The organism is Bacillus sp. CHD6a (assembly GCF_001293645.1).
Lineage (GTDB): Bacteria > Bacillota > Bacilli > Bacillales > Bacillaceae_I > Sutcliffiella_A.
Genome location: NZ_LBMD01000021.1, coordinates 69,288 through 84,289, shown reverse-complemented (window position 1 = coordinate 84,289; position 15,002 = coordinate 69,288). Strand labels below are relative to the sequence as shown.

Sequence of the window (15,002 nt, the reverse complement as noted above, 5' to 3'; positions counted from 1 at the left end):
ATGCGAACAAAATCATGAAAACAGTCAAAGAGAGCCCCTCTCTACGCCCTAAAACCAATCATATCCTCTAAAACCGTCCAATAGAATTCCTCACAATCACTTCCCAAACCAAACCACATCAAACACATTCTCCACAAGCATCCTACCGTCAGAACCATCAACTTTACTCATCCAAACATGCCTCCTGCCATCTGCATCTTCTCGGATCCAAGTCAACGATGAACCCTCTCGCAACACTACAGGTTCTCCATCAGAATAACCTTCTGGCGTTTCCAGAATCTTAACTGCTTCTTCTTTTTCCTTCAAGCCTACCAAATATAAAGAAGAAACAAATTTCTCAGAGCTTTCACTGGTCTCACGCCCTCGAGCCACCACAATCTTTTCATCGTCCACCCAGTCAAAATCTACATCCGCAAACCCGTTTGGGGTATGTGCTTTTTTATAATTAGGGATGATGGTACTTGTCATCAGCACTTTATTTTTCACATCGCCACTGGTCATCCTGCCGCCGCCCTGAATGGAGGCAAGAAGAGGTTTAGTCGGCGCCCATTTTATCCAGTTGGGATCAAGTAACATTTCTCCAAGCGGAATAAAAAGTTTGTTCTCTTTTACATACACACTCAGCATATTGCTGTCAGCTGACCACGAGGCTGTAGGCGTAACCACCATGGCTAAGCTTTTCCCGTCATGAGACCAAGAAAAATCCTCTACATCTACTGCTAAAATAGAAGTGTCCTCGTATTTTAGAGGCGACGAAACCGTGTGAAGCGGTGTTACTTTTACATCCATTTCATGTGCTTCTTTCTCTACACCCCAATGAACTTCGTAAAGTCTTGGGTGACTCCAGCCATCAGGAAACAAAGCAGCGCTGGCAGATGCAATTAAGTTGACACCTTCCGCATCCCAATTGAAACTAGATACACCACCTGTAAGCTGATGAATAATAGGTGTTCCGGAAGTGAGTTCCACCACACATAGAATGGACCCTGTCAGAAAAGCAAATGTATGGTCGACGGGATTCCACTGTGGATCATGCCCGGCAATTTTTAGTTTACTCGAACTCATGGTTTCAGTATTATATAACCAGATATCATATTCCTCAGAATCTGATGGCAGATCGACCTGTTTTGCTTCATAAACAAGCCATTTGCCGTCATTTGACCAACTGAATTTTCCTACATCAATGTTTTCTTGCAAGGGGACTTCCTTCGTCCCATCAAACAACCATAAGGAATGGTATCTTGTAAAAGCAACTTTAGGTTGTTCGGTTGCTGCAGAAAAACTAGTTAAAGGTGTGAAAACAACAGTTATCGCCAATAGGGAAATCAATAAGTATTTCATGATAAAGTCCTCCTAAAATATTCCTACCCCTTAGTGTTACCAGCTACCATCATTTCATGAATAAAACAAAATGAGAATTTAAGTTGAAATTAGTGAAAAAGATGGTATAGTAAAGTAGTGGAATTATTCCAAGTGATATTTTTTTTATAGATTTGTGCAAACGGTTACGCAATCGTGCAACCGTTATCATAGTGAAGTGTAGTTAATAAGGGAGTGTATCAAGATTGAAAAAGATATGGTGGAAAGAAGCAGTTGCCTATCAGGTATATCCTAGAAGTTTCATGGATTCCAATGGGGACGGTATTGGTGATTTAAGAGGAGTTATCTCTAAACTAGATTATTTAAAAGATATGGGTATAGATGTTATTTGGATTTGTCCGATGTATAAATCTCCGAATGTAGATAATGGGTATGATATCAGTGATTATCAAGATATCATGGAAGACTTCGGGAACATGGCGGATTTTGATGAGTTATTAGAAGAAGTGCATAACCGCGACATGAAGCTTATCATTGATTTAGTAATTAATCATACTTCTGATCAACATGAGTGGTTTATTGAATCTGCATCTTCTAAAGACAATCCAAAACGCGATTGGTACATCTGGAAAGATGGTAAAGAAGGCAAAGAGCCGAACAACTGGGAAAGTATTTTCAATGGTCCGGCTTGGAAGTTGGATGAGAAGACTGGCCAATATTATATGCATATCTTTGCAACAGAACAGCCTGACTTAAACTGGGAAAATAAAGATGTTCGCTTTGCATTGTACGATATGATCAACTGGTGGTTAGATAAAGGGATTGACGGTTTTCGTGTGGATGCTATATCTCACATCAAGAAAGAACCAGGATTCCCAGACTTGCCAAATCCAAAAGGATTAGATTATGTTCCATCTTTTGACTACATGATGAATGTGGATGGAATTCAAAAGCATCTAGAGGAATTAAAAGAGCAAACGTTTGCGCGCTATGACATCATGACGGTAGGGGAAGCAAATGGTGTAAAACTGAACCAAGCAGATGAATGGGTTGGAGAAGAGAACGGAAAGTTCAACATGATTTTTCAATTTGAGCACCTTGGTCTTTGGGAAAAAGGAACAGAAGGCGGCGTAGATCTTCTTCAACTAAAGAAAACATTAACGAAATGGCAAAAAGGGTTAGAAGGAAACGGCTGGAATGCATTATTCCTTGAAAACCATGACCAGGCTCGTTCTGTTTCCACATGGGGTAATGACAAAGAGTACCTAGTAGAAAGTGCGAAATCCCTTGGTGCATTGTATTTCTTAATGCAAGGAACTCCGTTCATCTATCAAGGTCAAGAATTAGGTATGACAAATGTTAAATTTGATAGCATTAACGATTACGATGATGTTGGTATGAAGAACCTTTACGATATTGAGAGTGCTAAAGGGGAAAAGTATGCTCAAGAAGTAATGGAAATCATCTGGGCTAAAGGCCGTGACAACTCCCGAACTCCGATGCAATGGAATGAGGAGCCAAACGGCGGGTTCACCACTGGTACTCCATGGATGGGTGTAAATGAAAACTACAAAACCATCAATGTGGAAAAGCAATGGAACGACCCAAATTCAGTAATAAGCTTCTACAGAGACATGATCAAGATCCGTAAAGAAGAGGAATTATTTGTTTACGGTGAATACAATTTGATCCTTGAAGATGACACACAAGTTTACGGTTATACAAGAACACTTGATAACAAGGTAGCGGTTGTGTTGTGTAACTTGAGTGAAGAAGAAGTAACAGTAGAGCTTGAAGAACTTGAGGTCGATTCTGCAGACCTTCGTCTTCAAAACTATGAAGTTGCTGCTCATAATAGTGTGTCTGAATTGACATTGAAGCCTTATGAAACTCGTGTATACGTGCTAGCAAAGTAAAATATATCTTGGATAAGTCTCACTTAATGGTGAGGCTTTTTCTTTTTGAAAAATTTTGTTAAAAAAGTCATTGACACCTCTCCTTTAAGGCGGTAAAGTAATACTTAATTCTTTTAATAAACTAAATATTTCGATCTCTTATCAAGAGTGGCAGAGGGACTGGCCCTATGACGCCCAGCAACCGTTCCGTTTGGAATTGGTGCTAAATCCTGCAAAACAGTGATGTTTTGAAAGATAAGAGAGGGACAAGTCTTTTTGTTATCAATTAGTACTCAAACCTCTCTTTCTTGGAGAGGTTTTTTTGTTTTTGTAGGGGTCTGCACAAACACCGCCGTTGATTTCCGCTTACCAAAGGGTGCTGTTGGAGCCTACAGTAAGCATAGGGGTCTCCATCTAGTCCTATCTCCCACAGGATTTTGCTCCATGCTTCAATTAGCAGCTTTAGATTCTAGATACTTTAGTTGTTTTAAAGAAAGATAATTACACAAAAAAGGGGAGTACAAATGATGAGTAAAAACATTATTAAAAAGGGAATTGTGGCGTTAACAACAGCGGCTTTATTACTTACAGGCTGCAACGCAGGTGGTGATACTTCCGCTAGCAGTAAGCCGACTGGCCCGATTGAGAATGTACCAGAGACGTTTGCTGATGGAGAAGGTGCAAAAATAAAGGTGATTCGTAAAATTGGCGGGGATGATCATACTGCGCAATTTTTAGCTGGCGCGAAAGAGGAAGGAGAATCACTTGGATTTACAGTGGATGTGTTTACTGCAAATGGTGATAGTGCAAAATTCCACGATGCTATAAATCAAACTGTAAACCAAGATTATGACGGGGTCATTATTTCACATGGAGATGACGCTGCCACTGTGGAAGGTGTTCAGCAGCTTATAGATAGTGGTAAAGAAGTAGTCACTTTTGATTCTAACGGAGACCTGGCCAACATTAATGGTGTTACGTTAACTTCGCAAGATGATGAGGAATTGGCAAAGTTGGCACTTGATCAACTCGTCAACGATTTCAACGGGGAAGCGAATGTGGTGTATCTATGGGTGGACGGTTTCCCACCGATGGTTCGACGCAACAATGTGTACCAAGAAACGTTAGAGAAAAATTCTGGTCTAATTGAAGTGGAACGCTTTGGGGTCGCAGCGGCAGATACTTCGGTTCAAACACAGAACGCGGTTGCAGCAATGTTGAACAAACATCCTAAAGGAAGCATCGATGCCATTTTTGCCACATGGGATGCATTCGCTGTCGGAGCAGCTCGTGCATTAAAAGAGGCCGGCAGAGAAGAAATCAAGATTTATGGAATTGATGTTTCCAATGCAGACTTGCAGGAAATCAGTGCAAAAGGAAGTCCTTGGAGATATACAGCAGCAGTGGATCCGAAATTAATCGGTGCTGTAAACCTCCGCCTGCTCGCGAAAAAACTTGCTGGCGAAGAAACGCCGCAAACATATGATCTTGAAGCGTCATTAATTTCTCAAGAGGAGCTACAACAATCAGGGGAAGCGGTAAACATGGGCAACCTTACTTCTGTCGTGGAGGGCTGGGGAGAGTCCGATGCTTTTTTAGAAGAGTGGATGAGTACGTTGAAAGAGCATTACAAAAAATAATGAAAGGCACTCTCTTCATCAGGAGAGAGTGTTTGTATGCTTGAACAAAGGGGGAGCAGAATGACCAACACAACACTTGAAATGAAAGAAATATCCATAGATTTTCCTGGTGTGAAAGCTTTGGACAGGGTGACATTTACCGCAAAACCCGGTAGTGTGCATGCCTTAATCGGTGCGAATGGAGCGGGAAAATCGACGTTAATGAAAGTCCTGGCTGGAGCGTACACTCATTTTAGTGGAGAAATCAAACTTGGGGGCATAGGACTATCCATTTCTAAACCAACTGACTCCCAAAAGGCAGGCGTACAAATTGTCTTTCAGGAAGTGGATGCGGCATTGATTCCAACTTTAACGGTAGCGGAGAATATCATGCTTCAAGAGACGGTGCAGCACGCTGGGAACAAGCAATGGATACATTGGAGAGAGATACATAGAAAAGCAGAAACGCACCTGAAAAAATTGGATAGTAACATATCAACCAAGCGTCTAGTAAACTCGCTTACGTTGGCAGAAAAGCAAATGGTCCTCCTGGCAAGAGCCATTTCAACTGATTGTAAGTTTTTAATTATGGATGAACCAACAGCACCTCTAAGCAACAGAGAGACAGAGAAACTGTTTTCTGTCATCAATAGATTAAAAGGGGAAGGGGTTGGGATCATTTTTATCTCCCACCGGATTCCAGAAATCATCGAGGTTTGTGATGAAATAACAATTATGAGAAATGGTCAAGTAGTGAAACAGGACATGGTGGCTAATCTCTCCCAAGAAAAGATTATAGAGTGGATGCTCGGTCAGAAACTGGAGCAACAGTTTCCCGAACACGATTCGACCATAGGTGAGACCATTCTAAAAGTAGAAGGGCTCAGTGACTATCGAATAGTAAAACATGTAAGCATACATGTAAAAGCAGGGGAAGTAGTGGGAATAGCTGGACTTGTTGGAGCGGGAAAGACAGAACTGTGCAAGGCGCTATTTGGGGATGCGCCAAAGACTAATGGTACCATCCGAATCAAAGGGAAAACTGTTAAGTTAAAAAATCCTCAAACGGCTGTACGAAACGGGATGGCATTTGTCCCGGAAGAGCGGAGAAAAGAAGGTCTCATCCTCCACGAATCTGTGCAAACAAACTTGGTATCCGCAAACCTTCAAGCGTTCACAAAGGTATTACATTTCCTTGATGAAAAAATGCAAAAGAATAAATCACAGGAAATCATCCAAGCCTTAGGGATTAAAACGCCATCATCTGATGCAAGTGTACACACTCTGTCAGGAGGAAATCAGCAAAAAATCGCGATAGGCAAATGGCTTGTCTCTGATGCGGATATCTACATCTTTGATGAACCGACAAAAGGGGTGGACGTCGGAGCTAAGCGGGACATTTATGATCTGATTGCCGCCCTTGCAAAACGTGGTAAGGCGATCCTTTACGCCTCATCGGAGCTTTCAGAGATTGTCGGGTTGACCAACAGGGTGTATGTCCTTTACGATGGCAAGATTACAAAAGAGCTCTCCACCACAGAAACAGATGAGCAAGAGCTTTTATATTTTTCAACTGGGGGACAAAGTAATGAAAACTGACATAGAAATTCAAGAGAATGCAAAGCCGGTTTTCCGCTTTGAATTATTTCAATTCTTATATAAATACGGGACCATCATAACCATTTTTGTATTGATTGCCGTGTTTGCCTTTGCAAACCCTGCATTCATTCAATCCAATAATGTTATCAACATCCTAAGGTCCATATCGATCGTTACAATTATCGCAATTGGCATTACTATCTCCCTTACTGTAAATGGCTTCGACTTATCCGTAGGTTCTGTTGCTTCCCTATCCAATGCCATTGTAATCTCCATGTTTGTCTGGTTTTCGCAACATACGGCAGTTGCAGTCTTTTCAGCTGTAGCGGCAGCACTGTTAGTAGGTGCTTTCAATTCTTTTATGATAGTAAAGTTGAAAATTCCTGATATGCTAATGACCCTTGCGACTATGTTCATCATTCAGGGAATCGCTTTGACCTATACAAAAGGTTCTACTATTTCGCAAAATATGGTCATGTCTGACGGAACATTTGCAACGGGAACCATCAGCCAATTATTTCAAAAATTTGGTCAGGTCCCTTGGATCATTGTCATCATGTTATTGATAGTTGTGGTGGTTCATATTTTCCTCACCTACACGAAGCATGGAAGGTTTATGTACATCATCGGTGGAAATGCAGAAGCGGCGAAGCTTTCGGGTATTGCCGTAAATAAATACAAAATAGCGGCATATTTATTTTCTGCGTTATTAGCGGCGATCGGCGGAATGGTGCTGGCTTCGAGGATCATGACAGCAGAGATAAATGCCGGAACCCCGTACTTAATGGATTCTGTAGCAGCAGCGTTCATAGGTTTTGCCGTACTAGGAGCAGGCAAACCGAATGCGTTCGGGACATTTATCGGTGCAGTATTAATCGGTATTCTGCAAAACGGCCTTGTCATGATGTCTGTTCCCTATTATGCGATGGATATTGTCAAAGGCCTTGTGCTTGCCTTTGCGCTCGGAATTACATATTATAAGCAGAAATAATTCTATAGTGTGTCAGAATTTGAGGTGGCAAAAGCAAGTTTGAGGGCGTTAACTAGTAATGTGTTAACGCTCTTTAAAGTTGTTTTCCTATTACAATTCCTGATTATCTTTTATAATGTAGAATTTGAAGAATGGAATTATAACAAATAGTACGGTAGTAATGATGTAAGCTATCATCATCCCTCATTAACCACTGAATTAAGCTACCATCAATCATGCAACGGATACTGATGGCAGTTTGTTCAATATTATCTACCCTAAACACATTTTCTTCCACCCCTTGTAAAATAATATTCTTTCCAATAGACCAACAGTTTTCGTAAAATTGTTGGTTAATTGCTTTATAACGATCATTATTTTTCATCTGTGCTAAGAAGTCTAAATACACTCGGTAGAAAGTTTTATTTTCTTCAGGACTGATAAAGACCTGATTTATATAAGCTTCTAACTTTTCAATTGCTGTTTCTTTTTCATCAACAAATCTAGCTTCTTTTTCATAAATTCTTGTCGTAATCCACTCAAGTAATTGAGCAAAAACATCAGCTTTATTTTCAAAATAATAGTTTGTTACTCCTTTGCTAACATTTGCATAATCAGCAATATCTTGCAGTGTAACTGATTCGTAACCTTTCTCAGATGCAGCTTGAAAGGCAGCTTTTAATATTTGTTTGCGTCTTTGTTCCGCTTTTTTTGACATCTTATCAAGTCTCCTCATTGTTAACCTAAATACATTATATAAAATATTTTGATGATACTTAAGCATTTTATACTGACCAGATAAAATAAGTTGACCGGTCAGAATAAAATATACTATGATACATGTAGTATTTAAGAAAACATTTCAATTGAAAGGGGAATCTTACATTGTCTAGTAATTTTAATGCTCTTGTAGTGAATAAAACGGAAGAAAATTTCTCTATGAATGTAGAATCATTATCTTTTGATGACTTACCTAACGGAGATGTGACGATAAAAGTACATTACTCAAGCGTAAATTATAAAGATGGTTTAGCATCTATTCCAAACGGAAAGATTGTACAGTCCTATCCTTTTGTTCCAGGAATTGATCTGGCAGGAATAGTCACTTCTTCAACTGACTATCGTTATAAGGAAGGTGATAAAGTCATTGTAACGAGTTATGAGTTAGGTGTTTCTCATTATGGTGGTTACAGTGAATATGCGAGAGTTCCTGGAGATTGGGTAGTGCCATTGCCAGAAAATTTAACGTTAAAAGAGGCTATGGCCTTTGGGACTGCGGGATTTACAGCAGCCTTATCCATTCATCAGTTGGAGAAAAACGGATTAACACCTGAAAAAGGTCCTGTTTTAGTTACTGGAGCAACGGGCGGGGTAGGGAGTATGGCCGTTTCAATGCTTGCTAAACGTCATTATCATGTAGTTGCAAGTACAGGTAAAGAATCTGAATATGATTTTTTAATGAAATTAGGCGCAAAAGAAGTAATATCTCGCCAAGATGTAACACCAGAAAAAGTTAGGCCGATAGGAAAGCAATTATGGGCAGGTGCAGTGGATCCTGTCGGCGGTAAGACATTAGCTTCCATTTTAAGCAACATGAAATACGGAGGATCTGTCGCAGTAAGTGGTTTAACTGGAGGTACAGAAGTACCAACAACCGTTTTCCCTTTCATTCTTAGGGGGGTCAATTTGTTGGGAATAGATTCTGTATATTGTCCACAAGACATTAGGGAAGCTTTATGGAATCGAATGGCAACGGACCTTAAGCCAGATGATATAGGGATAATAGAGAATGAAGTATCGTTAAGAGAGTTGCCCAACACATTATCTGAAATTCTACAAGGAAAAGTAAAAGGACGAACAGTTGTGACTTTAAATATCTAAAACAAGAAAAAACTTACCTTTTCTTAAGGTAAGTTTTTTCTTGTAGAAATTAGAGAGTGGATTCGGTACAACGAATGTAATTAAAATAACTTATTGTGAAAATAATGGAAATTTGAGATAATAATAAATTATTTGATAGTTTTATAGTTAGGTGGTGAAACATATGAACTTTATTTTAGAAAAAGCTACAATTGATGATGCGCATTCCATTTTTGAAATGCAAGTAAAGGCTTTTATGCCTATGTTAGAAAAATATAGAGATTTTGATACAAACCCGGCTAATGAAACCGTTGACAAAGTTTTAACAAGAATAAATAATCCTAATGGTGATTTTTATAAAATAGTAATAGATGACACTATTGTTGGGGCTATTTGTGTCGTTAGAAAAGAAAGCTCACATTGGATAAGCCCGATGTTTATTCTTCCTGAATTCCAAGGCAAAGGCATCGCACAAAAAGCTATTGTTTCTGTGGAGGAAAAGTTTATGGAAGCAACCAGTTGGGAACTGGCTACCATTTTAGAAGAAACACGTAATTGTCACCTGTATGAAAAGATGGGATACGTTAGAACAAATGTCATAAAAAAACTAAACGAACATACAACCTTGATATATTACAGAAAAAAAATATAAATTACATAAAATTACAATCTGCCTAGTTTAATTTAAACGTTCTACAGAGTTTGAAGCATGCTTAGTGAAAAAATGTAAGTTTTTTTCCTATGGAAATTATCTTGAGTAAATCTACAAGGTTTGAAATAATTGGTATTAAGCAATGGTGAAGCGAAATGGAAAGAAACTAAATATATTTACAACTGTCAAAAAACTACATTGATAGGTAATAAACAAGAGGGGGAATAAGGTTGGAATGGCTATGGTTACCGTTAATTGTTGCAATTTCACTAATGTATTATGCTCATAAGAATAGTTTGAAACATAAGGAAAAATTAAGAGAAATTGATTTGAAAGAGAAACAAATTGAGTTAGAAATGATAAAAGAAAAAAACGGCACAACTACTGATAACTAAGGGGTAAGGTTAGTATTACTGAATGATTTTCAATTAAAGGGAGCAGCTGAAGTATAATCTGGCTTATTTAGCAATCTATTGTAATTCTGTTGCATAGGGCTAAGATTTTTCCAGAATTGAGATTGGTAGACTCAGAAAAGACGGAGATTGGTATGATAATTAGAGAAATTAGAATGGAAGATGCAGAAAATTTATTAATCCTAATAAAGGAAGTGGAGAGTACAGCCGCTTTTTTGCTTATGGAGCCCAGGGAACGAAAAACTAGTCTTGAACAACAGCAGAAGCAGATAGAACAAATTAACACGAAAAAAAATTCAACCATATTTGTAGCTGAAAAAAACGGAAAATTAGTTGGATACTTATTTGTTATAGGTGGAAGCGCCAAAAGAACAAAACACACCGCTTATCTTGTTATAGGTATTTTGCAGGAATACAGAGGAAAAGGCATAGGTACAAACCTGTTTGATCATGCTACATGTTGGGCTAAAACACATAACATTTCACGATTAGAATTAACGGTTGTTACTGCAAACGAGGCGGGTGTAGCACTCTACCAAAAAAGTGGCTTTGATGTAGAAGGAACCAAAAGAAACTCACTTATTATTAACGATAGAGCTTATGACGAGTATTATATGTCAAAGTTATTGTAGTTTTCTGTTTAACGTAGAGTTTATCTAATTTTTATTTAGTTTTTTTGGTAAGAAATCGATGATGGTATTAAATTAATACCTATTTACTTTGCAACGGGGGAAGTTATGAAAATTCACTATTATCTAGGTTGGTTTAGCAACTATTTTCCTGAGAGCTTGGTCAGGGTGTTACAGGAGGATATAACTGATAGACAATCGATGGTTATGATTAGCTCGAATCCTTCTTCTTCGGAAGATGATGGGGCTACTGAACGCTCGTGGTTTGACCGGGCAGGCATCATATTTGATGAATATCATTTAGTTAACTATTGCTTACAAAAGGAAGAGGCCCACACCTTCATTCAAAATGCTTCAGTCATTTTCTTGTTGGGTGGGGATCCCCTTAAACTAAACAGTTTTTTGATGGAATACGAGTTGTCGGATTTGATTAAACAAAGCAGGGCTATTGTGGTGGGAGCAAGCGCTGGTGCAATCAATATGTCCAATAAATGGTCATGCTCAGAGAAACTTGGATTTAACGTTGAAACAAGCTCTATTAATAACGGAATAGGCCTTGACGACTTTTCCGTCCTGTCGCATTTTGATCTTGAAAATAATATGGAGCTGGTTCAAAACGAATTATCACGTTTATCGGAAGAGATGAATATATACGTATCAAACAAAGATTGTGCTGTACGTGTTAAGCAGGGCAAAATCGACATTCTAGGTGATGTATATTTATTTTCCCAATCAAGGATAAAGAAGCTGGAAATAACAATCTAGTTGAAAATAAAAAAGCTCATTAATGGGAGCGATGTAATATGGGATACGGGGAGGTTAATGATTTTGAGAAAAATATTAAAAGCATTAACTACTTCTGGAATTTGGCTGTTATTCGTATTTGCACTAACAGCTTGTAGTCAGGATTCAGTCTTTAACATGTTTGAAGGAAACGCTTTAGACATAGCAGTTGTTGGAGAAACACCAGAAGTAAATGAAGATCAAGTGACATTTACAGAAATATCATTTGATGAAATGACTCCTGAAAATCTGACTTCTTATGATGCGGTTTTTATTAGAGAGAATAATCTTTCAAAGGCGTCTGAAGACCAATTTGCAGATGTTTATTCAGCATTGCCCATTCCATTTTACTTTATTGGAACGGATAATTTTGTTCCTTTTACGGAAAAAGATTTGGAGTACGACAATACATCAGAATGGACACCCGGTGTGAGTTATGCGGTTGGTGTTCTTATCTCACATGAAGATAACTCATGGAAACATTGGGGATTTGGTTTGCACAATGACATTAAAACTGATAAGCATCTTAAAGACATGTATTCAAGGATCTTCATGTCAATTGATGAGTTAGACACTGCTCAACAAGTAACAATCCAAAAGGAACTAAATGGGGAAAGCACTGAGGCAGATCTTGAAGATACAAACAAAACAAATGAAAAAGTTGATGCATCAATTCATGAAGAAGAAGCCTCTACAAGTGTTAAAGAAAAGTATCTCAAACAATCAGAATATACAAAAAAAGAAGCGGAAGAGTGGAAAGCAACAGATTCATCGACATACGCATTGAAAAAAGTGGAAAATGACCGATGGGAACTCTGGGATAACTTTTTAAATGAAATTTATGGTGTCTTAGAGGAGCAACTTCCTGCAAAAGAGATGGACGAGTTAAGAGAAAAACAAAGAAACTGGATAACCTATCGAGATGATACTGCATTGGCAGCATCTTTAAAGTATAAAGGCGGTACCCAAGAGCACCTGGAATACGTGTCTGTCTTGGCAAACCTTACTGAAGAAAGATGCTATGAGTTAATTACGAAATATATGAAGTAACATATAATAAATCCCTGTAAAGCAAGTTACATAGTTTTTTTAAGAGGAGAGAATTTCTTGAAATTTACCACTGAAAGACTATCAATCAGGCCGTTTAAAAGTGACGACTTACATGACGTTTTTCACATTTATAATAATGAAGACATATGTAAATATCTACTTCATGATAAATGGTCTAAGAAAAACATGAAAAAATTATTTGAGAATAAATTAAAGAACCGTTCTTTAACTAAAGAGACCAGCTTAAGTCTAGCAGTGTTGGATTCTACCAAGGTTATAGGTGATTTATCGGTATGGTTTACTGGGATGAAGGATACGGTTGAAATTGGGTACAGTTTTTCTGCAGAAGTTTCAGGAAAGGGGTATGCAACAGAAGCTGTGAGTCAGTTAGTAAGAAAATTATTTTACGAACAGGAAGTGCACCGTATACAAGCGACACTTGATGCAAGAAATACATCCTCCCAAAAATTGTGTGAACGTATAGGGATGAGAAAGGAAGCTCACTTCATCCAGGATTTCTGGAGTAAGGGTGAGTGGACAGACAGCATGGTTTATGGAATGCTGTTTTCTGACCTGAAAAAGGCAGAGAATTAATGGGAGCAGGCACATGTTGGTTTATAAAAGTGGTAGGTTAATAGAGTAATAAGTAATAAAGAAGTCATACTTACAAGGAGCAACTAAATGAATTGGTGGTATAGATTCTATTTTATTATTATTGGGGTAGTGTCTTTTTTTACGGGTGAGATAGTAACATTTATTATGTTATCGTTTATTTTTATTAGTTTGAATAATATTCACTCAACATTACAGCAGATATACATTCAGAATAAAGAAAAAAATATTCAAGATTAGAAAGCTCTTCAATTAAATTTTTATTGAGCGGCGAGGATGGTAAACGGCTATGATATTATGGTTTCGGCATTTACCTCAAGTGAGATTGGATTCGACAGAATGGACTCCTTTTATACAAAATAACTGGTTCCGAAAGCATTATATGAAGATTGTATACCTTCTTCAGTTAGTGCTTTTCTTCATACCATCATTCTTCAGTACAAGATTCTCTCATATACCTATTTTTGCTCTCATCTTAATAGGCATCCTAGTCTTCTTCCTTCACGAATATCTTCACATCATAGTGATAAACAAAAAAGGGGACATCAGCTTAACTTTTAGCGGGTTATTTTTTTGGATCGATACAAATGCCATTCTCTCTAAAGCTAGATTTTGGGTCTTTATGAGCTTGCCACTTATTGTTTTATCACTTGTGCCTTTCATACTATCTTTCTATGTTTCAGGGAATCTAAAATTAATCATAATATTTATATGTTGGTTCAACACATTGATATCTGTCTCTGATATTATCAATTCATTTCTCATTGCGCTTAAACCGAAGAACACACTATTTTGCAGAGGCTATGTGAGGCTGGAGGAAAAGCGTTATATAAAATAAATGGGCCGTATAACTACTAAAATTCGAGGTGAATAGTTTGCCAAATATAACACTGCTAACAGTTACACACGACCCCCTAGGGAAAAATATTAAGTTGTTTAAGGAATTACAAAAAGAACTGGAAGACATCTATTCAGAGCTCTATATAACGATAAGTGATGAATCCTCGAATACACTTTTAGAACAAATTCAGAAAAGCAAATGTAATGTAAAAGTCATTCCGAAAAAAGGAGCAGCTGCAGCAAGAAGAGAAGTGGTCAGAGTGGGACTTTCGGGTCACAGTGATTATTTTCATTATTGCGACCTGGACAGACTTCTAACTTGGGGAGCAAATCATCTTGATGAGCTGAAACTACTAACCTCCAATTTTCCGAGTAGCGACTTTCTTATTTTAGGGCGTACCGAAAGAGCCATGGAAACACACCCCGAGGAATGGATTGAAACGGAAAAGATTACAAACAAAATTTGTTCTCTTGAGTTAGGAATGAACGTTGATATAACAGCTGGATCCTGTTTGTTTTCCAGGAGTTGTGCGGAATATATAAATAAACATTCGAAAGAAAAAATGACGGATGCCGAATGGGCAATGATTGTTCATAGAATTGCAAAACTAGAAATAGGTTACGCTTCAGTTGATGGTTTAGAATACCACGAAGAAATAAACGGAATTACAAGAAATTTAAGTGAATCTGAAAAGTGGATTGGCCGTTTAAAACTTAGTTCTATTATCAGTGAAACAGCCATAACTACTGGGAAGTAGAT

General features: G+C 38.0%; 15 protein-coding genes and 1 riboswitch. Of the genes, 13 read left to right on the top strand and 2 right to left on the bottom strand.

Going from position 1 to position 15,002, the window contains the following annotated elements; translation table 11 throughout:
* Window positions 1-96: 96 nt before the first annotated feature.
* Complete coding sequence (locus AAV98_RS15045) at window positions 97-1,341, bottom strand: PD40 domain-containing protein (RefSeq protein WP_060666363.1); 1,245 nt, start codon at window positions 1,339-1,341, stop codon at window positions 97-99.
* Window positions 1,342-1,565: 224 nt separating this feature from the next.
* On the opposite strand from AAV98_RS15045, the gene AAV98_RS15040 reads away from it, so the two are divergent.
* The 4 genes from AAV98_RS15040 (at window position 1,566) to AAV98_RS15025 (ending at window position 7,424) form a co-directional block, all read left to right on the top strand.
* On the top strand, window positions 1,566-3,236 hold the full coding sequence (locus tag AAV98_RS15040) for an alpha-glucosidase (RefSeq protein ID WP_060666362.1): 1,671 nt from the start codon (window positions 1,566-1,568) through the stop codon (window positions 3,234-3,236).
* 135 nt (window positions 3,237-3,371) lie between these two features.
* Window positions 3,372-3,477: riboswitch (SAM riboswitch) on the top strand.
* Window positions 3,478-3,742: 265 nt separating this feature from the next.
* Complete coding sequence (locus tag AAV98_RS15035; protein WP_060666373.1) at window positions 3,743-4,855, top strand: sugar ABC transporter substrate-binding protein; 1,113 nt, start codon at window positions 3,743-3,745, stop codon at window positions 4,853-4,855.
* 60 nt (window positions 4,856-4,915) lie between these two features.
* Window positions 4,916-6,433, top strand: a complete 1,518-nt coding sequence (locus AAV98_RS15030; RefSeq protein WP_060666361.1) for a sugar ABC transporter ATP-binding protein — start codon at window positions 4,916-4,918, stop codon at window positions 6,431-6,433.
* Window positions 6,423-7,424, top strand: coding sequence for an ABC transporter permease (locus tag AAV98_RS15025; RefSeq protein ID WP_156317798.1), 1,002 nt, complete (start codon window positions 6,423-6,425; stop codon window positions 7,422-7,424). Before AAV98_RS15030 ends, AAV98_RS15025 begins: the two co-directional genes overlap by 11 nt.
* A gap of 103 nt (window positions 7,425-7,527) precedes the next feature.
* Here AAV98_RS15025 and AAV98_RS15020 read toward each other — a convergent pair whose 3' ends face one another.
* Window positions 7,528-8,121 carry a TetR/AcrR family transcriptional regulator gene (locus tag AAV98_RS15020; protein ID WP_060666360.1) on the bottom strand — a complete coding sequence of 198 codons (594 nt, stop codon included), beginning with the start codon at window positions 8,119-8,121 and terminating at the stop codon, window positions 7,528-7,530.
* A 167-nt stretch (window positions 8,122-8,288) separates the two neighbouring features.
* Between AAV98_RS15020 and AAV98_RS15015 the strand changes: the two genes are divergently transcribed.
* The 9 genes from AAV98_RS15015 to AAV98_RS14975 all read left to right on the top strand — a co-directional run bounded on the left by AAV98_RS15015 (window position 8,289) and on the right by AAV98_RS14975 (window position 15,000).
* Complete coding sequence (locus AAV98_RS15015; RefSeq protein ID WP_082380915.1) at window positions 8,289-9,284, top strand: NADPH:quinone oxidoreductase family protein; 996 nt, start codon at window positions 8,289-8,291, stop codon at window positions 9,282-9,284.
* Window positions 9,285-9,447: 163 nt separating this feature from the next.
* A complete protein-coding gene (locus AAV98_RS15010; RefSeq protein WP_060666359.1) occupies window positions 9,448-9,915 on the top strand; it encodes a GNAT family N-acetyltransferase in 468 nt (155 codons plus the stop codon).
* 230 nt (window positions 9,916-10,145) lie between these two features.
* Complete coding sequence (locus AAV98_RS20335) at window positions 10,146-10,310, top strand: hypothetical protein (RefSeq protein ID WP_156317796.1); 165 nt, start codon at window positions 10,146-10,148, stop codon at window positions 10,308-10,310.
* Window positions 10,311-10,462: 152 nt separating this feature from the next.
* Window positions 10,463-10,960 (top strand): GNAT family N-acetyltransferase, encoded by a 498-nt coding sequence (locus AAV98_RS15005; RefSeq protein ID WP_060666358.1) that lies wholly within the window; start codon window positions 10,463-10,465, stop codon window positions 10,958-10,960.
* Between the two features lie 105 nt (window positions 10,961-11,065).
* On the top strand, window positions 11,066-11,722 hold the full coding sequence (locus AAV98_RS15000; RefSeq protein ID WP_060666357.1) for a Type 1 glutamine amidotransferase-like domain-containing protein: 657 nt from the start codon (window positions 11,066-11,068) through the stop codon (window positions 11,720-11,722).
* Between the two features lie 63 nt (window positions 11,723-11,785).
* On the top strand, window positions 11,786-12,790 hold the full coding sequence (locus AAV98_RS20765) for a lysozyme inhibitor LprI family protein (RefSeq protein WP_231687749.1): 1,005 nt from the start codon (window positions 11,786-11,788) through the stop codon (window positions 12,788-12,790).
* A 57-nt stretch (window positions 12,791-12,847) separates the two neighbouring features.
* Window positions 12,848-13,384, top strand: a complete 537-nt coding sequence (locus tag AAV98_RS14985) for a GNAT family N-acetyltransferase (protein ID WP_060666356.1) — start codon at window positions 12,848-12,850, stop codon at window positions 13,382-13,384.
* Window positions 13,385-13,691: 307 nt separating this feature from the next.
* Complete coding sequence (locus tag AAV98_RS14980) at window positions 13,692-14,240, top strand: DUF3267 domain-containing protein (protein ID WP_060666355.1); 549 nt, start codon at window positions 13,692-13,694, stop codon at window positions 14,238-14,240.
* Window positions 14,241-14,277: 37 nt separating this feature from the next.
* Window positions 14,278-15,000: a hypothetical protein gene (locus tag AAV98_RS14975; RefSeq protein WP_060666354.1), complete on the top strand. Its 723-nt coding sequence runs from the start codon at window positions 14,278-14,280 to the stop codon at window positions 14,998-15,000.
* Window positions 15,001-15,002: the final 2 nt, after the last annotated feature.